Annotated in this window: 26 protein-coding genes; 7 read left to right on the top strand and 19 right to left on the bottom strand. The window is 44.4% G+C overall.

The features are described from left to right. Positions 1 to 4 precede the first annotated feature (4 nt). On the bottom strand, positions 5 to 421 hold the full coding sequence (locus M0P91_RS02855) for a hypothetical protein (RefSeq protein ID WP_295064238.1): 417 nt from the start codon (positions 419 to 421) through the stop codon (positions 5 to 7). Positions 422 to 743: 322 nt separating this feature from the next. On the opposite strand from M0P91_RS02855, the gene M0P91_RS02850 reads away from it, so the two are divergent. Further along, positions 744 to 1,046, top strand: coding sequence for a DUF1778 domain-containing protein (locus M0P91_RS02850; RefSeq protein WP_295064235.1), 303 nt, complete (start codon positions 744 to 746; stop codon positions 1,044 to 1,046). Continuing rightward, positions 1,036 to 1,563, top strand: coding sequence for a GNAT family N-acetyltransferase (locus M0P91_RS02845; protein ID WP_295064232.1), 528 nt, complete (start codon positions 1,036 to 1,038; stop codon positions 1,561 to 1,563). The genes M0P91_RS02850 and M0P91_RS02845 overlap by 11 nt, the downstream gene beginning before the upstream one ends. Positions 1,564 to 1,606: 43 nt before the next feature. Here M0P91_RS02845 and M0P91_RS02840 read toward each other — a convergent pair whose 3' ends face one another. From M0P91_RS02840 to M0P91_RS02795, 10 genes are all read right to left on the bottom strand, one after another. Beyond that, positions 1,607 to 3,097 (bottom strand): DUF2779 domain-containing protein, encoded by a 1,491-nt coding sequence (locus M0P91_RS02840; protein ID WP_295064230.1) that lies wholly within the window; start codon positions 3,095 to 3,097, stop codon positions 1,607 to 1,609. Positions 3,098 to 3,125: 28 nt separating this feature from the next. Then, positions 3,126 to 4,046 carry a DUF2971 domain-containing protein gene (locus M0P91_RS02835; RefSeq protein WP_295064227.1) on the bottom strand — a complete coding sequence of 307 codons (921 nt, stop codon included), beginning with the start codon at positions 4,044 to 4,046 and terminating at the stop codon, positions 3,126 to 3,128. 97 nt (positions 4,047 to 4,143) lie between these two features. After that, positions 4,144 to 4,365: a KTSC domain-containing protein gene (locus M0P91_RS02830; protein ID WP_295064224.1), complete on the bottom strand. Its 222-nt coding sequence runs from the start codon at positions 4,363 to 4,365 to the stop codon at positions 4,144 to 4,146. A 14-nt stretch (positions 4,366 to 4,379) separates the two neighbouring features. Further along, entirely contained in the window at positions 4,380 to 6,152 is a 1,773-nt protein-coding gene (locus M0P91_RS02825; RefSeq protein WP_295064221.1) for an ATP-binding protein, read from the bottom strand. Further along, positions 6,145 to 7,419, bottom strand: a complete 1,275-nt coding sequence (locus M0P91_RS02820; protein ID WP_295064218.1) for an SIR2 family protein — start codon at positions 7,417 to 7,419, stop codon at positions 6,145 to 6,147. Before M0P91_RS02820 ends, M0P91_RS02825 begins: the two co-directional genes overlap by 8 nt. Further along, on the bottom strand, positions 7,416 to 7,829 hold the full coding sequence (locus tag M0P91_RS02815; protein ID WP_295064216.1) for a hypothetical protein: 414 nt from the start codon (positions 7,827 to 7,829) through the stop codon (positions 7,416 to 7,418). Before M0P91_RS02815 ends, M0P91_RS02820 begins: the two co-directional genes overlap by 4 nt. A gap of 45 nt (positions 7,830 to 7,874) precedes the next feature. Continuing rightward, positions 7,875 to 8,015, bottom strand: coding sequence for a hypothetical protein (locus M0P91_RS02810; RefSeq protein ID WP_295064214.1), 141 nt, complete (start codon positions 8,013 to 8,015; stop codon positions 7,875 to 7,877). 1 nt (position 8,016) lies between these two features. Further along, positions 8,017 to 9,006, bottom strand: a complete 990-nt coding sequence (gene rhuM, locus M0P91_RS02805; protein WP_295064211.1) for a RhuM family protein — start codon at positions 9,004 to 9,006, stop codon at positions 8,017 to 8,019. An 11-nt stretch (positions 9,007 to 9,017) separates the two neighbouring features. Further along, positions 9,018 to 9,176 (bottom strand): hypothetical protein, encoded by a 159-nt coding sequence (locus M0P91_RS02800; RefSeq protein WP_295064208.1) that lies wholly within the window; start codon positions 9,174 to 9,176, stop codon positions 9,018 to 9,020. Between the two features lie 50 nt (positions 9,177 to 9,226). Continuing rightward, positions 9,227 to 9,535 carry a DUF3293 domain-containing protein gene (locus tag M0P91_RS02795; RefSeq protein WP_295064205.1) on the bottom strand — a complete coding sequence of 103 codons (309 nt, stop codon included), beginning with the start codon at positions 9,533 to 9,535 and terminating at the stop codon, positions 9,227 to 9,229. 284 nt (positions 9,536 to 9,819) lie between these two features. On the opposite strand from M0P91_RS02795, the gene M0P91_RS02790 reads away from it, so the two are divergent. Genes M0P91_RS02790 through M0P91_RS02780 form a run of 3 tightly spaced genes read left to right on the top strand, consistent with a single transcriptional unit; the run spans position 9,820 to position 10,599 of the window. Further along, positions 9,820 to 10,008: a DUF3596 domain-containing protein gene (locus M0P91_RS02790; RefSeq protein WP_295064202.1), complete on the top strand. Its 189-nt coding sequence runs from the start codon at positions 9,820 to 9,822 to the stop codon at positions 10,006 to 10,008. Then, positions 9,974 to 10,195 carry a tyrosine-type recombinase/integrase gene (locus M0P91_RS02785; protein WP_295064199.1) on the top strand — a complete coding sequence of 74 codons (222 nt, stop codon included), beginning with the start codon at positions 9,974 to 9,976 and terminating at the stop codon, positions 10,193 to 10,195. The genes M0P91_RS02790 and M0P91_RS02785 overlap by 35 nt, the downstream gene beginning before the upstream one ends. Positions 10,196 to 10,221: 26 nt before the next feature. Further along, complete coding sequence (locus M0P91_RS02780; RefSeq protein WP_295064196.1) at positions 10,222 to 10,599, top strand: YbgC/FadM family acyl-CoA thioesterase; 378 nt, start codon at positions 10,222 to 10,224, stop codon at positions 10,597 to 10,599. Here M0P91_RS02780 and M0P91_RS02775 read toward each other — a convergent pair. The 5 genes from M0P91_RS02775 to M0P91_RS02755 are packed head-to-tail and all read right to left on the bottom strand — an operon-like array spanning position 10,591 to position 13,998. Continuing rightward, positions 10,591 to 11,049: an ankyrin repeat domain-containing protein gene (locus M0P91_RS02775; RefSeq protein ID WP_295064193.1), complete on the bottom strand. Its 459-nt coding sequence runs from the start codon at positions 11,047 to 11,049 to the stop codon at positions 10,591 to 10,593. The genes M0P91_RS02780 and M0P91_RS02775 overlap by 9 nt on opposite strands. Further along, positions 11,046 to 11,555 carry a ferritin-like domain-containing protein gene (locus M0P91_RS02770; protein ID WP_295064190.1) on the bottom strand — a complete coding sequence of 170 codons (510 nt, stop codon included), beginning with the start codon at positions 11,553 to 11,555 and terminating at the stop codon, positions 11,046 to 11,048. The genes M0P91_RS02775 and M0P91_RS02770 overlap by 4 nt, the downstream gene beginning before the upstream one ends. A 58-nt stretch (positions 11,556 to 11,613) precedes the next feature. Further along, the gene (locus M0P91_RS02765; protein ID WP_295064187.1) at positions 11,614 to 12,279 is read right to left on the bottom strand and encodes a Crp/Fnr family transcriptional regulator; all 666 of its coding nucleotides are present in this window, start codon (positions 12,277 to 12,279) and stop codon (positions 11,614 to 11,616) included. Beyond that, positions 12,257 to 13,339: a hypothetical protein gene (locus tag M0P91_RS02760; RefSeq protein ID WP_295064184.1), complete on the bottom strand. Its 1,083-nt coding sequence runs from the start codon at positions 13,337 to 13,339 to the stop codon at positions 12,257 to 12,259. The genes M0P91_RS02765 and M0P91_RS02760 overlap by 23 nt, the downstream gene beginning before the upstream one ends. After that, on the bottom strand, positions 13,336 to 13,998 hold the full coding sequence (locus M0P91_RS02755) for a uracil-DNA glycosylase (protein ID WP_295064180.1): 663 nt from the start codon (positions 13,996 to 13,998) through the stop codon (positions 13,336 to 13,338). The genes M0P91_RS02760 and M0P91_RS02755 overlap by 4 nt, the downstream gene beginning before the upstream one ends. A 134-nt stretch (positions 13,999 to 14,132) precedes the next feature. Here M0P91_RS02755 and M0P91_RS02750 point away from each other — a divergent pair, with 134 nt between their 5' ends. Next, on the top strand, positions 14,133 to 16,184 hold the full coding sequence (locus M0P91_RS02750; RefSeq protein WP_295064177.1) for an SMP-30/gluconolactonase/LRE family protein: 2,052 nt from the start codon (positions 14,133 to 14,135) through the stop codon (positions 16,182 to 16,184). Positions 16,185 to 16,201: 17 nt separating this feature from the next. Here M0P91_RS02750 and M0P91_RS02745 read toward each other — a convergent pair whose 3' ends face one another. The 3 genes from M0P91_RS02745 to pta form a co-directional block, all read right to left on the bottom strand. Next, positions 16,202 to 16,882, bottom strand: coding sequence for a hypothetical protein (locus M0P91_RS02745; protein ID WP_295064174.1), 681 nt, complete (start codon positions 16,880 to 16,882; stop codon positions 16,202 to 16,204). 103 nt (positions 16,883 to 16,985) lie between these two features. Next, entirely contained in the window at positions 16,986 to 18,095 is a 1,110-nt protein-coding gene (locus M0P91_RS02740) for an acetate kinase (protein ID WP_295064171.1), read from the bottom strand. Further along, positions 18,092 to 20,179 carry a phosphate acetyltransferase gene (pta, locus tag M0P91_RS02735; protein WP_295064168.1) on the bottom strand — a complete coding sequence of 696 codons (2,088 nt, stop codon included), beginning with the start codon at positions 20,177 to 20,179 and terminating at the stop codon, positions 18,092 to 18,094. Before pta ends, M0P91_RS02740 begins: the two co-directional genes overlap by 4 nt. A 150-nt stretch (positions 20,180 to 20,329) precedes the next feature. Here pta and corA point away from each other — a divergent pair, with 150 nt between their 5' ends. Continuing rightward, positions 20,330 to 21,397, top strand: a complete 1,068-nt coding sequence (gene corA / locus M0P91_RS02730) for a magnesium/cobalt transporter CorA (protein ID WP_295064165.1) — start codon at positions 20,330 to 20,332, stop codon at positions 21,395 to 21,397. The last annotated feature ends 3 nt before the right edge of the window (positions 21,398 to 21,400 follow it).

The following is a 21,400-nucleotide window of genomic DNA, read 5'->3' as shown; positions in this document are numbered from 1 at the left end:
CGCATTAAAAGTCTTGATTATCACCGTGTTCTCTGATTTTAAAATTTGCAAAAGCCCCTTCGACACTCATGGAACTTTTATATTTTGATGGGGTCAGTTTAACGCTTCTTCTCATCAAATTACAGACGGCAATGCGAAAATAGGATCCCGTAAACGGTTCGACGATACAGATAATATTTCCATCAATTTCACGTGTGGCATGGATTATCCCCTGTAGGTTATGAAAAAAATATTTAGGATAACTCAGCGGCGTGATCTCTACCACCTCTGCATATCGGCTCCTATCGAGGGTATCTGCAATGAGTCTGGCATCGTCATAATTGTCAAACTGTACACACCACTCATCAAATATTTTGTTATAAAACTTTAAATCTTCATCCAAAAATCCACCTGCCGGGGATTGTAAAGCATAGATACTCACTGCATAAGCCTTAAATGGGGGTTTCAAAACAGATCAATACGATATCTGTCAAAACCTAATTGATTTTAGAATAGTACTAAACAATAATGTCAGGAGAAATAAAATGGAGAAAGAAATAGAGTAAAGTGCACACTTTTCGTTAGACTGCAGCTCAACGCAGAGTCCGAGAGTATCAAAGGGTAGGGTATCTACGACCTATTTCGTGTGCTATTTCTTTGGATGATCTTGTATAAATTATACTTCTGTCACACCTCAATTCTTTTAACTCTGTTAATCATAAATATGTTATAATGTCCGTACATAATCCGTATAGGAGTTAACAATGCAAGCACTCTCTTTTTACAATGGGATGTTAGACAATACTAAAGATGCAAGGTTTGAAGCGAAGCTAAATTCTAAACTCAAAGATTTCATCCAACTAGCCGCTGGATTACAGGGATGTGATTTGAGCGCCTTTGTCCTTTCGGCGGCAGCAGAAAAAGCAAGAGCAGTAGTCGCCGAAGCTGAAATGATCGCTTTGAACGAGAAAGACCACAAGGCATTCATGGAAATTTTGATGAATCCTCCGAAAGCCACTCCACAATTGAAAGAATTGATGGCAATGGATAGTTTGAATGAGCGTTAATACAATCGTATTAGAACGCTTCGATATTACAAAAAGCTACAACGGGATCAAAAAATTCGATTGTGGCCATGAGATGATCAATCGCTTTGCAATAAATTCTCTGAAACAAAATGTCAAAAATAATATGTGTCAAGCGTATGTATTGCTCGATACGTCATTAAATGACAAGTTTATCGGTTACTACAATATTATGGCTTTTTCAATCGCCAAAGAAGCGTTTAACACTGCTCCAAGTGGTTCAACAAGGCAAATACCGGCTTTGAGATTAGTAATGCTTGGTGTAGATCTCGCTTATGCGGGACAAGGACTTGGTAGCAAACTTTTAAAACATAGTCTCGAATTGACCCACAAACTTGCAGCACAAACAGGCATTGCAGGGCTTTATTTGGATGCCGAGGATGGTAAACATGATTTTTATCGGGATAGGGGCTTTTCGGAAATTCAAGAACCTGACTCAGTAACAAATATTCTTCCTATGTTTATCAGCGTTGCTACGATTGAAGAGGCAAAACAATAGGATTAGAACTTAATAATTCTGTAATAATTTGAAACAAATGTATCTATTTTTCTAGCAGTATTCTTTTTATTGCATTCAAAACTTTGACCATCGCCAGTGTATCGAGTTTACAGTATTCGAGAAGTGCACGGCGGATACGTTCTTGCTTTACCTCTTCCATTGTCGCAAGCTTCGCATAGCTATTCATCGCTTCACCCCCGTTTTGCACACCGTTGAGCTCTTTGTAGGCGTCTGCCATCTCGGGGACGAGGGCGGGGAGGACGTATTTGATCGAGTAGCTTCCGTTCATGGATGGGGTGACGTAATGTCCCTTTTGAAACGGCACCATCAGATCACGGATATTGGGAATGATACTTTTGAGGCGTTCGCTGAGATCGGGGAAGCTAAGGGCTAGCTTTTCGATCACCCCTTTTTCGAAGCTCATGTTATACGCCAGTACCGTGACGTTGCCCGGGATATCATGTATCAGCTGTTGTGCCAATGCGTAGCGCGGATCGGCTCCTGCGGGTGCTAAAAATTCCCGATGCTCCAGCTCCCCGTTCGCGTGTTCGATATGGAGCGAATACTGAAACGGTATCTGCTGATAGGGGCTGATCCCGTTCCATTGTGGAACCGCCTGCTGAAACGTCTCGAAATCGAGATGGTAAATAGGATAGGTGAGGGTGGAAAGGAACTCACGGATCGCGTCGCGGTCGATGTAAGTGCGCTTGGCTTTCCAGTTATCGACCTTTTGCTGTTGGATGGCGGTCATTTTATAGCTATCGGGAATCTCTTCGATCCGAACGATCCCCTGATTGTACAGCTCAACCTGATTCTTACTCCCGAGGTTAAAGATATTAAAGACGGAGTAATCGGGGATGCTTCGCTGTACTTTCCAGCAGTAGTGCATTGCGTCGCACTCATAGGGGGTTTTGCAGTGTTTTCCGATCTCGATGGCGGGTTCGTTCTCTCTATCTGCGAGATGGGCTTCAAACTCGGCAAGTTTGGCAGGGACACCGTTCATCAGTGCATCAACCGCACCGCTCACGTCGGCGATACTAAAGAGGGCGCTTAGATCGAGTTCATCGCCTCGAACATAGGAGGTGTCGATATGGACGACATAGCAGTTGGTGACGGTATGCCCGAGGCTCTCAATGACGTAACGCTGTACCGAGACATCGTGCAGATAGATCTCCTTGACCTCCGAGGAGCTTTTGACCTCGTATATCTCTACACCATCGGGAGTAACGCGGAGGACATCGACCATGACGACTACGCCATAATGGATAAACGTCGCCTCGTAGATGCTCTCTTGCCCCTCATCCATCCACTCCCGTGTCAGCTCCGCCATCCCTGCAAAGTTCTTCTCCCTATAGGGGATTTCACGACCGTTCGGGAAGAGGGCACATGCCAGATCACCGACGATGTTTCCCGTCTCGAACCGTGCGAGTGCGGTGGCATCGGGAGGGGTCAACACCTCAGAGCTGTACTTTTTCAGCCAGAGGGATTTTGAGCATTGGATTCCGCGGGTGTAAAGTGACTTAGAGAGGGTCATAATTTACATACAAACTTTATATTTTTCATCAACTGTTAATACTGAGCAAATTTAAATCAATGGAATGATCAACTCTCACTGCTTTAAAAAAATCTATTTTATAATCGAAACATTCTGAGCATAAAGAGATAATACTTTCAATATTGCTTTCACTGCAATTCAATCCAAAAATTATTCTTACTAGTTTTCCTGGGTAGTCATATAAACCAAATTTTTCTCTAATGTATCTCCATTCTTTTTCATATGCCCATTCGGTAGTTTTTGTAAAAAATATTTTTTGTAACTCAGGATCTTTAATTTGAAGAGAACCTTTTGATTCTAATTGCCCAGAGTCATTATAAAAATAATTAATTTCCACTAACCTTCCATTTGACAGCTCAAAATTTAAAGGCTCATCAGTATACTTTACATTATTAAAGTATTTTTGATTATATAAAATTGAATTATCATCAACTTCAAAGCCTAGTGCTATGCCTTGATGACTAGATGAATAATGTGACCACATAAGTTTATTCAATGGGTCTTCAGATAAACTAAAAATACCAATATTGTCTAATATATAATCTACTGATTCTATAAAATCTGTGGGTTTTGAAAAAGCTTTACCAGCTTTTTTTTCCATAATATTATTTGCAAAATCATATCTTTCTTCTAGAGAATTGGTTCTTTTTAATCTCCTTAATATTGATTTGACATCTTTTTGTCTCAAACCAAAAATGGGTTCTTGATTTTTTAATGCATGATTAAATGTCATAAAAAAGCCCATGAGCTGATTTATCATCGTACTTTCTTTTTCTTTTAAATATTCTTCTTCTGTGAATGCTCTGATTTTGCATTCATATGGATCATTGAGAGTATTAGGTTTAGCTAACCATATTTTTTTGTTTTTGAGAATTTCTATAGTTCTATCACTCATATCACGGTATTTATAGAAAATTTTGTTATTCATTTTTGCACTACTTTAGAAAATTTATTATATGGTTCATTGTAGGAAATGTCCTATTTAGGTACTATCAATGAGTTTCAATCATTGTATGTGGTTACAATTATTCAATTCGTTCGTATGGATAAACATTTTTAAAATTACGATGTAAATATGAACCTACCGATGGTGCATTCTTGAGTCCTTCAAATTCATGGGCCGGAACACCTTTGTAAACGTATAAACTGCCATTTAAAAACCTTACGCAGACTGTTTCTGTAGCTTCGTCGTAGCCAACACCTTGAATATTTGATGAACAAACTTGGATCATTTTATCTTCACACATTATTTTTCCTTTATTTATGAATTAAAATTTTGAGTTCGCCATGAAGCGATTGTTTTGCGATACTCGTCAATACTTGGGCTGTCTTTTTTCCATTGTTCAGTAACCAATGGGTCAGAACTTTTTGGAGCACTTGACGTTTTATAAAACTTTACCCTAGATGGTATTTTTACCGCTTCGCCAGAAATTAGACCTTCTCCTGTTCGAAGACTAGGCAATAAATCTACCATAGTCTGTAATTCATCTTGAACAGCTGATCTAATATGACTACGGTCTTTAGAATTATTCATACGCAATGCAATTAATGTCCCACATTGACTTAAAACTGTTTCATCCAATTCAGAAGGTCTTTGAGTAATTAATAAAAGTCCTGCACCATATTTTCGACCTTCTTTCGCAATAGTTTGCACGGTTCTTGAAGCAATAGAGTTTTCGCCTGCTTTGAGATAGTTATGAGCTTCTTCTAATACGATTAGTAGCGGTTGCTGCTTACCACCAGCTTTCGTATTCTGCCCCCAAAAAAGGGTATCATAAACAATTTTGAGTAAAGTCCCCGAAATAGAAACCATTATATCACTAGGAATACCTGATAAATCCAATATCGTAATTGGCTTCTCATCACCAAGCCATCCAAACAGTAATTGATCTAAATCTTTAGTAATTTTTCCTGTAAGGTCAGCTTCCCATTCTCCAGGATGAAATAAAAATTTATAGCGACTATCTTTTAATTTAATACGTATCCCATCTAAAAAACTCAAAAAACCTTTTGCCTTATTATTTAAGAAAGGTTCCCCTCCACCTGGGCTAGCAGGTGTATATTCTGAAGACTTTAAGCTTTCAGCATCACCCTTTGTTATTAAACATTCTGTAATACGATCTTTTCCAAAAGTTTTTCTTTCAAAATCATCTAGTTCAAACCATAATTGCTTTATGCTAAAAGGTATGGGGCTATCTGCCGTGACCATTTCAGCTTCAACAGTCAAACTATTTACAGTTATATTTTCAATCTTTTTCTCAACAATTTTTTCCCTAAGATATTCTCGTTGTGTATCTGATAAATTACCTGGGAAAATACTTATTAATTCATTAAATGGAAGTGCCCAATAAGGTATATAAAGTTTTTTAGTATCAGTTACTGCATTTATCTGGTAGACTTTGCTTTTATCTTTGATAACTTCACTATATTCACCATGCGGATCAATAACCAAAATTCTCGAACTATTAAATTCTCGCTTTGCAATAGCTTCGAGTAAAACAGATACAGTATTGGACTTTCCACTTCCCGTAGAACCAACTATGGCACAGTGCCGAGAAATAAGTTTATTCAAATCAAGTTTGGCTGCAAGACTTTCAGATACACTGATATTACCTACTGTAATGGAATCATCTTCTTTTAGTCCACCGTAAATTACGTCTAAATCATCAATTGTTACTAAATGGACTTTGTCATTAGTTGCTGGAAACTGAGTAATTCCTCGTTCAAATTTTTTGCCAACTTGTTCACCTACAAGTACAAGGCTAAGCCATTGTGTATTTTTCGCATGTTCATAATCACTGGCTAGCACTTCTCGAAGTGCTTCAGGTATTGCACTAGATCCAATTTGTGTGACAATTCCATAAAGATTAGCATACCCTAGAGGAATTTTTAAAAAAGAACCTATTTGCCCAACTCTATAAACAACCCCATCAATAATTGGCATATGAGATTTTATATTGTCAAATAATCGAATAGATATTGTATTGCCATTAATACTATCAATCTCACCAATTGCAGTTTGTTGATTAAGCATATTTCGCCCATCCAGCTATTTCATTTTCTGGCATTACTGAGCTTAAAAAACCAACTAGTCTTTTGAAGTCTGGCAAGATAAAATCACCTTTACCGCTCCAATATGCAGTACCTGCATCATGTGCACCTAATTCTTTAGTATCATCAAAATCCTCGTCGAAATAAAGATTTACTTGAACAGTGTCATCTTTATCAGGTTGATTTTTTAATTGCCATTCTCCATATTTTCCGCCAATAATAGCGTTTCGCATACCATAAACAGATATTTTATTATTTGTATTAGCAAATTTATATAGAGGGTGCTCATCATTCAAAGCGAATTTATATGTTTTACTTGTGTCACACCAGTACTTATCAAAAAGTAAAAAAATAACATGTGATGTAGTATTTGAATTCAGTGCCGCCTCAACTCTAGCATTGATATGTTCATCACCAAATGAATAACCACTAACAATAAGAATAGAATCATTCGTTTTCAAAAAATTAGACAAACGGTCCATTAAACTTTCGTAGGGTTGCTTCTTTGAGTCATTATATTTGAGCACTGATGGATAAATTAAAATATCTTGGTCATCACTGTTTGTACGAATAATCTTTTGAGAGGTTTCATCAATATGCCAACCAAGTGATCCGTGAATTTTCCATAACTTGGTCTGCTTAGGTAAAAAATTCATTTCTTCAACTGAGCTAGAATTGAAAAATGGTTTAAAACTGCCAGTAAACCCATCATAATACGGTACATTGCAATATTCCAGACCTAGTTCAAACAAATAATCATAGTTTGTCGTAAATATTTCCACTGGATATTTACGGTGAATTTGTCCAACCCATCTGGCAAAATCGGTTTGTACCATGTGAGGTGCGATCTCTTGTGTAAATGCTGTATGGATACTGATTCTGTCCCTTATTTCTTCTTTGAAATTGGTAATGAGGTTAATAAAACCGTCCTGATCTAATCCATTAAGTAGACCTTTTCCGATAATTTTGCATTTTTGTTCCAGATTGGTCAAAATTGTTTCGATATTGAATTTACTTCCAAGTTCTTCTTCAAGTTGTTCAAACAAAGTTTTGTACTTTGGATCCTTATCGGATAGAATTTTAACGATATCATTTGTTAGTGGACCAATAGCAGGTACTATCAAGGAGTGCTCATCTTTTTCCGCCATTGAAGTCCCAGCTCCGAATAAAAAGCCAATACGCTTCTTGTCCGAAATTAGTAATTGCTGAAGTCCTCTTATATATTCTGATGGATCATGTACCATACTCATTTATTCTCTCCAATTTGTTTAATACGACTATATTTTGAAAATTGTTTTTGAATAATTTTTTCTTTATAGGCAATAAGTTGTTTACGTTGTCGAATTGTAAAAAACAAAATAAAAGCAAATAAAGCAATCGATATAAAGCCTGCATAGAGCAGGGAATCAAGAATAAATGGAACTGCTGTTTTAATACCATCTACTGAATATTTTTTTCCTTCTTCGATGAGATTCATACTAAACCCGGATATAGAGGACAATATTGCACCGATTGAAGCCATGCTAATACCCATAAACCATTGTATTGTTTTTGTAAAGTCAGCTTCATTTTGTTGAATGAGTGTATTAACATGCTGATGTTCTAACTTTAGAACTTCAGTATTATTTATTGATTTTAGTATTTCTTCCCTAATTTCCATATTTTTCCTTAATTAACTTTAGTTTAATTTGAATATTTTTAATCATTACAACTCTATCACCCTCTCAAACATTTCCTTAATCTCCGTCTCATGAGAGATCAGAAATATCTGCCGATACGATTCGCTGATCGTGTGAAACGCTTCCATGATCTGGATGCGCCGTTCCTCGTCTTGGGATATAAACACCTTACCCCTCCGCCAACATATTGACGATCAACCGGATCACCGTATCTTTTTGCTGAGGGATACTTTTGGCAGTCATGAGGGCGAGGGCTACGAGGGCGTTGTCGTTGATTTTGAGTTCGCCGCTTTGTTTGTAGCGTGCGCGGTTTTTCTCCAGAAAGAGGATAAATAAAAACGCGCCGATCCGTTTGTTGCCGTCGTTGAACGGGTGATCTTTGATGATGTAGTAGAGGAGGTTGGCCGCTTTTTCTTCGATGCTTGGGAGGAGGTCGTCACCTCCGAAAGTTTGATAGATGTTTCGGACGATCCCCTCGAATTCGTTCGCTTTTTCCCGTCCGAAAAGGTCGCTGGCTTCCCCTTTGCGGAGCAGTTCGTGTTTAAGTACCGCTATCGCCGCTTTGGCTTCGTCGGCATCGAGGATAAAGCGCTGATCGTGTCCGAGTCGGTATTCGGGGAGAGAGTCTTCGTCGTACCCTTGCAGCAGCGACCATGTGCGCGAATAGTTTAGGATGATGTCGAGCATCCCTTTGGCTTCGTCCAACCCGATTTCGCTCTGTTGGATCGTAGAGCGTAATAGCTCCATCGTCTGGGTGAGTTCGTCCAGCCCTTTTTGCGCTAAACGTTTCTGGTTGAGGGTGTAGCCTTTGACAATATGCTCTTTGAGGATTTTGGTCGCCCAAATACGAAACTGGGTGCCGCGTGCCGATTTGACTCGATAACCCACGGAAATAATGACGTCGAGATTGTAATACATTACATCGTAGGTTTTGCCGTCACTTGCAGTTGTCCGGAAATTCCGGACAACTCCTTCCTTGATCAGTTCACCTTCTTTGAAGATATTGCTGATATGTTCAGATATGGTTTTTTTACTCTTATCGAAAAGCTGCTCCATTTGCTTTTGATTCAGCCAAACCGTCTCATCCTGAAGTTCAACGTCTAACCCGATCGTCCCGTCACTGCTTTGAAAGATGATGACGTTTTGCCGTTCTTCCATTATCTCCTCCCTCATAACTCTACCACTCTCTCAAACATCTCCTTAATCTCCATTTCATGAGAGATTAGAAATATCTGTCGATACGATTCGCGCTGGTTGATACCAGAGTCGTTGACGATCTCAAGATCGTTAAACTCCAGATGGGTGTCGGAGAAGTGGAGGATTCTCAACGCTAACCTTTGCACTTTCAAATATGTTCAATAGAGTAATATCTCTTTGCTTAAAATCGCCATATTTGGTTATTTTTAGATATCCGAATGATCGATGGGGAGTTTCGCATCACTTTGCACATCAAAGAGAAACCCAAACGACTGGACGGATGACCGTATTCTAAAAGCTTCTCAAAGAGCTGTTCATTGCGAATGGTATTTTCCTCAAGACTTAGTGGCTGATTGTTCGGATTCCATGCGGTGAGAATGGCAAAGGGTGCATCGAAGGGTGCGTAAATAGGTAGGGTGTCAATGGTAAAATCGATCTCTTCAAGATTGTGAGAGATTCTAAAATGGGTGTTATCGTAAATTTCTTTCATGCAATCAGTCTAGCATCAAGATGGCTTGAGCTTAGCTTAATGCCAAAGTCAAGCTTTGATGTCGAGATTTTGACCCAGAGGTCAGCTCAGCACCCAGAGATGTATTGGAATCTTGAGGAACGGGAACACTCTCAAGCAACTTCATAATATAAAAATCGCCGTGAAATCAAAAATGAAGTTATCACAGAGGATATCACACCAGCTAATAACCCTACTACAAAAAGGATTTTGCAAAAAATCGGTAAAATGGCTCCGCGTGAAGAGACTCCGAAAGGAGATGTTCTTTGAAAAATAATTACAAATATCAATTTGGGGATTTAGTTTTTACGATCCGCGATATAAAGGGAATTTGGAAGCTTGATTTTATTTATGATGGGAAACGACAACGTCCCTCAATGGAGATGAAAGCTACATCTGAGAATCTCGAAACGATTAAAAGTGAGATTTTACCAGGCACAGCGCAATATCTATAATACACGGCATACATTTGCCTCTCAGATGTTAGTGAAGAAAATTGATTTAGGGTGGATATCAAAAACGATGGGGCATTCTAATATTCAGATTACGCTTCAAAAATATGCGAAATTTGTACCAAAAAATGAAGATGAAAGAGAAGCATTTCTCAAGGGATTTGTCACACCTAAAGAAAAAATGGCTTAAAAAACCCTAAAATAGGAGGTTAGCTAATGCAAATACGTGTCTATTATGAAGACACCGATGTCGGCGGGGTCGTTTATCACTCCAATTATCTCAATTTTTGTGAGCGGGCGCGGAGTGAGCTTTTTTTCCGTGCGGGGCGTTCTCCTATTTTGAGCGGGGGGCATTTTGTTGCGAAGCGCATCGAAGGGGATTATCTCAAAAGTGCAAAATTTGGGGATGTTATCGAGGTGAAAACGGGTTTAGTGGAAATGAAGAAAACCTCGTTTCGTCTGTTGCAACAGATTTATCGAGGGGAGGAAGAGTTGTTTCGATTGAGTATTCTACTTGTTCATCTTGATTTTGAGGGGAAGATAACTAAAATTCCCGATTCGGAGAAAGATTTCTTGCGAAAAACTCTACAATAACGGTTTAAGCTTGGGGATTGTTTTTTCAATCTCTTTGGCGAGTATTTGGTTCTCTTTCATCCGTGCGATGTCCAGAGGGGTCATTCCGTCACTGCTTGTGATATTACCGAATGCGCCGTGTTGCAGCAGGTACAAGGCAATCGGGGTATTGGATTTCCACGCTGCCAGATGCAAGGCGCTCACCCCGTTCGTATCCTGGACATTGACTTTGGCTCCGGAGGCGACGAGATGTTCAACCGCTTCGCTGTTGCCGATCCAGCTGGCATACATCAGGATCGATTTGTTGTTGTCGCTGCGCATCGTATTGGCATCGTCGGGGGTTGTAATCAATGATTTGAAGGTACCCGTATCATTTGCATCAAGGGTGCGTACCAACTCCAGAATATCGGCCCCGAAGAGGGGATTGCCCAACATAAAAAATGAGAAGAGAAGGGGAGAGATGTGTTTCATGCGCGCTTCAGCTCTTGGATAAACTCTTCGATATCATCAAAAAGCGCTTGCAAATCCTCTTCATGTTCCACCTCATCGGCTAAAATCTGAGAGATGATATCGTAGGTCACGGTATCTTTTTCACGGGTAATGTCGAGCAGGCCGGAGTAGACGCCGATCGCGCATTGTTCCCCTTTAATGGCCTCTTGCAAAACGGTTCGGACATCGGGGTTTAACGGCGCGTCGTAGCCGCAGTTGGAATGGGTCAGCCAGTCGCCGGGATGGAGTATCGGCGTTCCCCCCAGCTGGATGATCCGGTCGCTGAGGAGCGTGGCGTGTCGTAGCTCATCGGCAGCATGTTGGGTGAGTTCGACGATGGCGGCATCTTTCATCAGCCCTTTCACGACTTTGGCTTCGATAAAATACTGGTAATAGGCCAGCCATTCATCACAGTAGGCTTTGTTTAGCAAATCAACAACATGCTGCGCTTCGATGCCTCGAAGCAACGCTATCCCTCTTTTTGCCATGGGTTCCCCCTTTTTTAGATAGGGCTACTTTATCACCCGCTCTCTTAAAGGAAAATTATCATCCGCAATAGTTTTCCAACCCTTGCAGATTTATAAGGGTAAATGATTTGAGGCCGTTTCCGGCGATAATCCCTTCTGTTTTCAGTTTTTTGATCATACGGGAGAGTGTTTCGGGGGTGATCCCCACCATCTGAGCGATCTCTATCCCTTTGCGGTGCTTGAAAATATCGGGTTCATCCCGTATCAGTTGGGCGACTTTGGCCATCGCGTTGGGGGCGCCGTGACGTTTGAGGGAAAGTTCCAATACCCCTATTTTTTGGGTCAGGGAGGCGATCAGTGAGATGCTGAGAGCCGGATCTTCGTGAAGGAGTTTCAAAAAAGCTTCCCGTTCGATTTTTAAAATTTCGGCAGCAGCGGCACACTCGGCGGATGCGGGATAGGGGATCTGTTTTAGGGTGGCGACTTCGGCGATAAGGGAGGGGGCATGAAAGCGATGAACCAGGATCGGGCCGCTGCCGGCCGAAGTTTTGAGAACGGATACCTCTCCTTTGAGGAGCAGATGGAAATAGGAGCTGTTTTCCCCTTCGTAAAAGATGATCTCCCCGGGTTCGAATGTGCGATTGATACTGATGTGCGAGAGCGATTGCAGCTGCTTGGGTGTCAGATGGCTAAAGAGATCAAATTTTTCGAGCATTTTTGCCTCACTTTGCCGTAATCGGTTCAAAACCGAACTCTTTTGCTTTGAGCAGTTGGACCGGATAGATCACCTGCGAACCGACGATGCGCATGGAATAGTCCCTTTCGCTGTTTTCGAGTTTGGCAACGAGATAATCGGTCCCGACGCTCGTGGCGTATTGGATCCAGTCAAAAGCGATATCGTTGTTCATCATAGCATTGGCATCGTCGATGCGGGCTGCGTGCTCGACGATCGAGTTGGCTAAAATCATATTTTTACGGTCATTATACTGAGTCAGGCTGATGAGCGTCGGATCGATGTTGATCTGGGTAGAGAGGATATTGCGCTCCTTGATACCGGTGAAGGTCATATGGGCGGTTAGGATCGCACTTTTAACGACCGGGATGTGGAGAATAACGCTTTTTTTAGCAAATGCCGACGGTTTGGAAAGATGGGCGATGATGTTATCCCCCTGTGCATCTACCGGATAGGCTGCGACACTTTTTTTGGCTCTGTCGCTCTCCAGAAAAAGCTCTTCGGTGATTTGTTTAAGCTGCGTACCTACCGCCGAATTATCGTAAAAAATGGAGATACCGTTACCCATATAGGGGAGGAGGGCTTCAATTTGTTTCATGTAATCGATCGCACCGAAGACAAAGTTTTCGGGCGCACCCGGAACATCGCGCTTATGGACGGTCGGGATGAATGTATCGATTGAATTCTCAAGATGAGAGAGACGCTGCACTCCGTTCACGGTCAACGGAGCGAGTATCGCATTGAACCCTTGCTGATGTATCGTAGAGATGACCTGTGCAAGAGATGCTTCGGATTCGTCGGGGATATCAAAGCGTGTGAGGGTATAGTTTTCGGGATGCTTTGCCAGCAAGGTCGCCAATGCAACGTTATAGGTCGATTGAGCGTATTTTCCGATCACTTTGGGTGCGCCGATCAGGGCAATTTTCATCTCTTTGGCCGGGGAATGCGGGGGGAGAAATACGTTCTGCGCGGAGGGTTGACGTGCTTTTTGGATCATGATACTGGTAACGGCCTCGGCGTTGAAAGAGACGAGGATACCAAGCAAGAGAAAAAATCGGCTGAAAAAATTCATTGTAAGCGCCCCTTAATGGTTTGCAGATCCCGCATCGCCTCTTTTTTGAGAGAGGGGTTGCGGATGAGAAACATCGGATGGTACATCGGGATGAGGAGGGCATCACCGTAGGGGATGACTTCACCGCGAAGCCGTTCAAAATCACGGGTATCGTTGGTCAAGAGGGTGTAGGCATCACTCCCCAATGCGACGATAAGGCGCGGCTTGATAATGGAGAGCTGTTGGGATAAAAACGGGGCACAGCTGCTGCACTCGCTGGGGGATGGCTGTTGAAAACCGAAAGGTTTGCATTTGACGGCATGGGTAAAGTAGACCTCATCGATGCCGAGCATCAGTACCTTTTCGATCATATCGCGCAGCATCATCCCGGAACGTCCGAGATAATATCCGTTCCCCTCATCTTCCGCCGTCGAAACATAGGCATCGACAAAGACAATCTGTCCGTTCGGATTGCCGAATCCCGGCATACTTTGCGAGCGTGATTTGCTCAAATCACACAGAAAACATGTTTCGATCGCGTTGTTTAAGGCAGTGAGCGATTTCGGAAGGGAAGCGGAGGGGTGCTGAACATTGGGAGTAATGGGGTCAACATACGAATAACCCAGAGCTTTAAGGCGGTAAAGGTTTTCAAGTAAAGCGAGATTTTGGTAGGAGTTCATAAAGATGAGTATAAGAAAAATGGTGTTAAAAGGAGATAAAACCCTCTGCAACGTTAAACAAGCGGGAAGAAACCGTTTAGGTCGCTTCGGTATAATGGCGGTACGTATTTATTAAAGATTCGGGAGCGGCACACGTGAAAGTTACTCTATCGGTTTTATTGTTTTTGATGACGCTTATAATGACGGGATGCGGCGGCGGAAGCAGCAATGACACCTCCTTGAGCGGGATTTCCGATGCATCGTTTGTGGAGTTGAAAACCATTTCCCATGCGCAAAGCTATGCAAAATTTTATAAGCCGGAACGGATTATCCAAGACGACGTATACCTCTATGTCAGCGATACCGCCAATAACTGTATTCGGAGAATTTCTCCGGACGGAACCGTTATCACGGTGATCGGGAGTGTAACCGGCGTTGCCGGCGACAATACCGATACGGCGCAGAAGGGGACGTCGGCGCTATTGTCGGGTCCTACCGGGATGGTAGCCGTGACGATCGGTGCCGAGCGGCACCTTTTTATCGCGGATACGGGGAACAACAAAATTCTCGATGCGAATATCACCGGCAACCCAAAGCTTCCGAGCGTGGTTAAAATCGCCGGAAACAAATCGAGTGGTTATCGGGATGATAGCAACGGAAGCAAAGCCTCCTTTTTCCAGCCGCACGGTCTGTATTCGATCGCCAATACCCTCTACGTTGCCGATACGATGAATCATGCCGTCCGATCGATTGACATTACGTCGGGGGGGAGTTATGGGGTTTCCACCCTGACGGACTCGATGGAGGCCACGTCTCAGCCCGTCGATTTGAGCGTGGACGGGAACACTACCCTTCTGGTTTTGCTCAAAGGGGCCAATCGCGTCGATGCCGTCTCGATCAGCAAACCGACGGTGATTGCATCGGGCGTTGTAACAGGGCTGAATGCTCCTGAGGGGTTGGTGCTTGATGGGACGACCCTCTATATCAGCAGTACCCAAGATCATACGGTGCTGGCATACGACATCACTACATGGAAAGAGCTTCCGAACGCGGCGGCAGGGGCCAAAAGCAAAAAAGGCAATTATGAGGGGACAACCCTTCGAAGTGCTTTGTTTGATGAGCCTGTCGGACTGTTTGCCACAACGAATGAGCTGTTTGTCGTGGATCGCGGCAACCACAAAATTCGAAAAATTTTAAAAACCGAAAAATTGGTGCGGACCGTCATGGGGAGCGGCGAAGCGGGGATAGACCTCGTCGCAGACGATACGAAACAAAAGATTGAAGAGTTTTACAAACCGGAAGGGATCATTGTGAACCCGGAGGGGAAACTCTATTTCTGCGATACCCAAAATCAAAAAATTCGTCGTATCGACATCGGCTCGGGGAGCAAAACGATCATTTCAACCTTTATCGGGCAAAACTCGGCGGGAAGTACCCAGGGCAACAGTGTCGGGACCCTGAGTACGACCAAATTGTACAATCCGACATCCCTCGTCGGATTATGGGATACCAATCAAACCTTCTACATCGTCGACAGCTACAACCATGTCATTAAAAAAGCGGTGGGGCAGAGCACGACGTTTTTTGCGGGAAGCAGTGCGGGATATGGGGACGGCAATACAACGCAGGCTCAGTTTAACCGCCCCTACAGCGCTGTAGCCGATCAGGGGGGGAATTTGTATGTCACCGATACCTATAACCATCGCATCCGTAAAATCACCCCCTCCGGAGTGGTGACGACGCTGGCCGGAAAGAGTGAAGGGGATACGGATGGTCAAGGGATCAATAGCCAATTTTCCTATCCTACCGGCATCGTTTTCGACGGGTCGAATACCTTGTACGTATTGGATAACGGAAACAAAAAAATCCGTAAAGTGACGTTGTCCGGTGCCGTCAGTACCGTGACGATCACAGGACGTTCGTTTATCAACCTTTACGGCATTGCAATCGCTCCGAAGCGGGGAACTTTATACGTATCGGATATCGGGGAAAATAGAATCTGGGCCATCAATCTTGCGACGTTGAAGGCGAGAAGTTTGATCGATGCGACAACGGGACAGTGGGTAGATGGAAACAATTCGAATACCCCCTTTACCCATGTGCAGATCAACCACCCCAAAGGGATGTTTTACGATGAAAACTCGGATAAACTTTACATCAGCGATACGGATAACAATATTATCCGGATCTTGAGCGTGAAATATTAGAGTAATGGCGGAGAATTTTAGCGGGGGTCGAGACTCTGAGCTTTGGATGCTGCCTCTTTTGCCTTGAGCCTATTTCCCCCTTTCGCATAGATGATTGATGCTTTGCGAAGATACTCCGGATCATTGACATTATCGATCTCTAAGACAACGGTGGCATTGATCAATTGATGAAGTTCCACGAAACATTCGGCTATCTCCAGCGAGTGTGCCTGCTGTGCATGCGATTCAAAACTGTAGTACAAACCGGTTTCGTAAATGGCGTCGCGTGTCGTTTTGGCCCGTGAATATACCGAAGCCGCTTGGGTGCATTTGCCGTTTTTGAGAAGATCGGCGATCTCTACGATTTGAGAATGGTAGAGATCTTGAAGTTCTTTCACTTTCCGGTGTTCCCTCTCTGAAAGGATAATGACGGCGGCAACGGCGGCAATCGTAAAAATTGCAGCGAGCGTCATAACGGTAGAGAACACTTTTTTTGATCGTTTCGGTGTCGGTACCGATTCGCGTTGTTTGCTTCCTGGCAGAACCGATACCTCTTTTGCCTCTCCCCCATGGGGGGAAAATTCGGCTTCGGCTCCGGTATAGGGTTTCGGGGATGTCGGGGTGCACTCTTCGGCTAAGAAGCGGTATTTAGAGCCGTCTTCCCCTCGAATATATCCGATTGAAGTTGTATCGGTATACTCTAAAATTTTACCTCGCATGGTCACTTTTCCCTTTCTAATCTATTTTTCATGGTTGATGTAATATGTAATAAAAAAAACCAATGAATCATCAGCACGTATTATAACGTTGAATTAAGTTTTATTATCGCAATTGCAGCACCTCTTTGACTTCCAACGCGATCTGCAGCTCTTCATCGGTGGGGATGACCAGCAGATCCAGTGCGCTGTACTCATCGTGGATCATCGTCTCATGGGCGTTGTTCTTGGTCTCATCCAGAAGGATCCCTATGTGTTCGAGCCCGGTACAGATCATGGCACGAATCCGCGCCGAGTGTTCGCCGATCCCTCCGGTAAAGACGACGGCATCGACAGGACTCATGATCGCCATGTAGGCGCCGAGCTGTTTTTTGAGGCGGTAGGCAAACATTTCAAGTGCCAGCTGCGCATGGTTGTCCCCTCCGTCGGCGGCATCGATGATAATGCGCATATCGTTGCTCCCCGCAATCCCCGTGAGGCCGCTTTGTTTGTTGAGCATGGCGTCGATTTGATCGGGGCTCATCGAGGCCTGACGCATCAGGTAGGTGATGATTCCCGGGTCGATGCTTCCGCTGCGCGACCCCATCATAAGCCCCTCCAGCGGGGTCATCCCCATCGTCGTGTCGATGCTTTTCCCTTTGCGGATGGCACAGGCACTCACCCCGTTACCGATATGAAAAGTGATCAGGTTGAGCGATTCGCTCGGTATGTGGAGTGCTTTGGCCGCCTGCGACGCGACGTAGCGGTGCGAAATCCCGTGAAATCCGTAGCGGCGTACATGGTACGATTCGTAGACGCGAGTCGGGATAGGGTAGAGGTAGGCGTATTCGGGGATGCTTTGGTGGAATGCGGTATCGAAAACGGCAATATGAAAGGCGAGGGGGGCGATTTTTCGCGCCGCAACGATCCCCTCGATATTGGCAGGGTTGTGCAGCGGTGCGAGGGGGGAGAGTACTTTGATCTCTTCGAGGAGTTCGTCATCGATCAGGGTGGGTTCATGAAAACGTTCCCCACCGTGGACGACTCGATGGCCGATAGCCTCGATTTGGGTAATATCGATATTATGGATCTGCAACTGGGTGCGCATCACCTCAAATCCTTCGTGATGGTCGCTAATCTCTTCAATAAGGCCGTGATCAATGACTCTGAGCGTTTTGGACTCAAAGAGGGTATACTTGATGGAGGAACTCCCCGCATTGATGATGAGTAGGCTCATAGTGTCTCGCTTTGTGCCTGAATGGCGGTAATAAGGATGGTATTGACGATATCGGGAATCTCACAGCCGCGACTGAGATCATTCACCGGTTTTTTAAGCCCCTGGAGCATGGGACCGATGGCGATGGCTCCGGATGAGCGCTGTACCGCTTTGTAGGTATTGTTTCCGGTATTGAGATCGGGAAAGATAAAGATGGTCGCCTGTCCGGCAACCGGATTGTTCGGAAGTTTTATCCGGGCGACATCGGGATCAATCGCCGCGTCATACTGGATCGGCCCTTCGATGAGGAGGTCGGGACGGCGATTTTTGACGATTTGGGTGGCAAGGCGCACTTTATCGACATCATCCCCTTTTCCTGAAGTTCCCGTAGAGTAGGAGAGCATCGCGATGCGCGGTTCGATTCCGAACGCTTTGGCACTTTGTGCCGAAGCGATAGCGATTTCGGCCAATTCGGAGGCGGTGGGATCCTGGATGAGGGCACAGTCGGAATAGACCAGTACTTTCGTATCCAGACACATAAAAAAGAGGCTGGAGACCAAGGAGATGTCGGGGGCGGTTTTAATGATCTGCAAGGCGGGAAGGACGGTCTCTTGCGTCGTATGGAGCGCACCGGAGACCATACCGTCCGCTTCGCCGTGATGAACCATCATGGTGGCGAAATAGGTGGAGTGGGTCATCGCCTCTTGTGCCGTTTGCCGACTCAACCCTTTATGGCGCCGCAAGGCATAAAAATCGTCCACATACCCCTCCATCCAGGGGGAGTGGGCGGGGTCTATGATCGTTGCTTTGGAGATATCGAGACCAAGGGCCGTGGCATGATGCAATACGGCGGCCGGATCACCCAGTAAAATCAGATCAACGACATCACGCCGCAATACGATTTCGACGGCACGTAAAATACGTTCGTCATCGCTTTCGGGGAGGACGATCCGTTTGCGGACCTGACGGGCACGCTGATAGAGGCTGTATTCGAACATGGCGGGGGTGGTAACGCTGCTGTGCGACGTACGTATCCGTTCCTGAAGCATCTCTATATTGACGGCATTCATAAATGCCCCCATGGCGAGGGCAATTTTACGGGTCTGTTCGGGGCGGAGGGTTGCCGGGATGTGATCAATCAGCTGCGTGGTTCGGTAGGTATCGTAACGGATCGTGAGGATCGGGATGTTAATGGAGTTGACTCCGGTGATGAGGTCTAAAAAACGCTCCGGCGGCGTCAACCCTCCGGTGAGGAGGATACCCGAGATGGAGGGAAACTTTTTGGAGGCATTGGCATAGAGGACGGTCAAAATAATGTCAAGCCGATCCCCCGGGACAATGATCAAATCCCCCTCTTCAAAATGGTCCAGAATATGTTCAACGTTCATTGCCGCGATCTTCGGGCGGCGGACGATCCGGTCAAGATCCGCTTTTCCCCCTACAATCTGATCGCATTGAAGGGCATGTTTGACTTCCCCCATCGTGATGCGGTCGAGTTCATCGATCTCGGTCATAAAAAAGAGAGGAACATCGCAAAAAGGGTCGGCGTCACAAAAATGTCGATGCGCATCGGGATCAAGGCGGTTGATAAAAATCGCAAGGTGCTCGATATGCTGATTTTTGATGGCCGTCACCTCCAGGGTGATTTCGGTGGAGAGGTGCTCATACGTTTTGTGGTGTCCGCTGATGACGCTCAGATAGAGGGACTGGAGATTTTTGGCGATGAGGTGGTTCAGATTATAGTTAATGACTTTACTGTATAAACTTTGATTTAACCCCTGAATGAGGACAAAATCGTATTCGGACTCCAACGCACGGTAGAGCTCGATGATCCGTTCGATAAGATAGTGCTCTTTCTCCTGCGCCAGAAGCGATTCCACTTCGTTGAGCTCAAATGCGTAGCAGCTCTCGATTCTCTGATCGAGGTTGAAATGGTTGAGCATAAAGTGGATCGCCGTGTCGTGGAGGGGGTCTTCTTCGATAACGGGACGGAAATAGGCAATTTTGCCGACACGGCTTTTAAGCAGCTCCATAATCCCCATCGTAACAATGAATGAACCTGCATTCGGTTCCTGCGAAGCAATATACATGTTTTTGACATTCATGGAAATTTTCCTTATAGTTTGTAGCTGACCTTACGCCCTTTGTCTAAACACGTGCGAAAAGGTTGGCAATCTCCCGTATCCGAAAGATACGGGAAGCTTCAGGGGGTTGCATAACATTTGTAAGAGGATGATACCGAGAATAGATTACGAGTGCAACGTTTCGGAGAAATTCAACCGTTTCGTAACGGCATCGTCGCAATCGGATGCTATACTGCGATACGAATACAAGATCAAGGTAATACAATGGTGACCTGTTATACGCGTGATGAAAACCGTTACTCCGCATCGGTTTTTACTCCACTAAACGACCCGGTTTCGAACGACGGTATCGTCTGGATCGATATGGTTCAGCCTACGGAGAAGGAAGTGAAGGGGATCGAAGAGCGTTTTTCGATTGAATTGCCGACCAAACAAGAACGCGAAGAGATTGAGATCAGTTCGCGCTACTGGGAAGATGACCGGAGCATTATGATCAATGCCTACTTTTTTGTCTCTTTCTTTTTTGTCGATCAGTCCAAAGCCCCCTATAATGAAACGGTTACGTTCATCCTTCAGGATAATATGTTGATTACGGTACGCGATACGCAGCTTCAAACGTTCGATGCGGTGCACAAAATGATTACCACTACCACCCATCCTAAAGGGGTGTTGTCGGGATATGACGTTTTCATGGAAATTTTCGATATCCGTATCGACCGGGATGCCGATCTCCTCGAATATGCGGCCAAAGAGAGCGATGCGATCCGGAAAATACTGCTGTGGGATTCGGGGGGAAAAGCGGCGGAGACCCTCCGGAAAATCTCGACGCTTCAGGAGTTCACCCTCAAAGTGCGTCAGTCGGTTTTTGACAAGCGGAGGATTTTGACCTCTATGGCGCGCTCTTCGAAGCTGACCAAACCTCTCAAAGAAGAGCTGTTCATTATGATGAAGGATATCAACTCGTTGGTGGAGTTTACTACCGTCGATATCAATACGCTGGACAATCTCCAGAACCTTTTTTTGGCGCAGATCAATATTGAACAAAATAAGATTATCAAACTCTTTACCGTTGCCAGCGTCGCGTTGATGCCGCCGACTTTGATTGCGAGTATTTACGGGATGAATTTTCAGTTTATGCCGGAGCTTGTTTGGGCAAAAGGGTATCCGCTCTCGTTGATGATGATGGTTATTTCAGGGGCGATACCGCTTCTGTATTTTCGAAAAAAAGGGTGGTTGTAAAAC

The organism is Sulfuricurvum sp. (genome assembly GCF_023229695.1).
Classification (GTDB): Bacteria; Campylobacterota; Campylobacteria; order Campylobacterales; family Sulfurimonadaceae; genus Sulfuricurvum.
This window is presented reverse-complemented; position numbering and strand designations above follow the sequence as displayed.

Bases quoted from the DNA above. Each gene is read 5' to 3' on its own strand.
- M0P91_RS02830 (WP_295064224.1), bottom strand. From the start codon at position 4,365: ATGTGTGAAGATAAAATGATCCAAGTTTGTTCATCAAATATTCAAGGT.
- M0P91_RS02780 (WP_295064196.1), top strand. From the start codon at position 10,222: ATGCAAATACGTGTCTATTATGAAGACACCGATGTCGGCGGGGTCGTT.
- M0P91_RS02815 (WP_295064216.1), bottom strand. From the start codon at position 7,829: ATGGAAATTAGGGAAGAAATACTAAAATCAATAAATAATACTGAAGTT.
- pta (WP_295064168.1), bottom strand. From the start codon at position 20,179: ATGAATGTCAAAAACATGTATATTGCTTCGCAGGAACCGAATGCAGGT.
- M0P91_RS02760 (WP_295064184.1), bottom strand. From the start codon at position 13,339: ATGAATTTTTTCAGCCGATTTTTTCTCTTGCTTGGTATCCTCGTCTCT.
- M0P91_RS02835 (WP_295064227.1), bottom strand. From the start codon at position 4,046: ATGAATAACAAAATTTTCTATAAATACCGTGATATGAGTGATAGAACT.
- M0P91_RS02825 (WP_295064221.1), bottom strand. From the start codon at position 6,152: ATGCTTAATCAACAAACTGCAATTGGTGAGATTGATAGTATTAATGGC.
- M0P91_RS02850 (WP_295064235.1), top strand. From the start codon at position 744: ATGCAAGCACTCTCTTTTTACAATGGGATGTTAGACAATACTAAAGAT.
- M0P91_RS02740 (WP_295064171.1), bottom strand. From the start codon at position 18,095: ATGAGCCTACTCATCATCAATGCGGGGAGTTCCTCCATCAAGTATACC.
- rhuM (WP_295064211.1), bottom strand. From the start codon at position 9,006: ATGGAAGAACGGCAAAACGTCATCATCTTTCAAAGCAGTGACGGGACG.
- M0P91_RS02845 (WP_295064232.1), top strand. From the start codon at position 1,036: ATGAGCGTTAATACAATCGTATTAGAACGCTTCGATATTACAAAAAGC.
- M0P91_RS02745 (WP_295064174.1), bottom strand. From the start codon at position 16,882: ATGCGAGGTAAAATTTTAGAGTATACCGATACAACTTCAATCGGATAT.
- M0P91_RS02820 (WP_295064218.1), bottom strand. From the start codon at position 7,419: ATGAGTATGGTACATGATCCATCAGAATATATAAGAGGACTTCAGCAA.
- M0P91_RS02755 (WP_295064180.1), bottom strand. From the start codon at position 13,998: ATGAACTCCTACCAAAATCTCGCTTTACTTGAAAACCTTTACCGCCTT.
- M0P91_RS02770 (WP_295064190.1), bottom strand. From the start codon at position 11,555: ATGGCAAAAAGAGGGATAGCGTTGCTTCGAGGCATCGAAGCGCAGCAT.
- M0P91_RS02795 (WP_295064205.1), bottom strand. From the start codon at position 9,535: ATGAAAGAAATTTACGATAACACCCATTTTAGAATCTCTCACAATCTT.
- M0P91_RS02775 (WP_295064193.1), bottom strand. From the start codon at position 11,049: ATGAAACACATCTCTCCCCTTCTCTTCTCATTTTTTATGTTGGGCAAT.
- M0P91_RS02840 (WP_295064230.1), bottom strand. From the start codon at position 3,097: ATGACCCTCTCTAAGTCACTTTACACCCGCGGAATCCAATGCTCAAAA.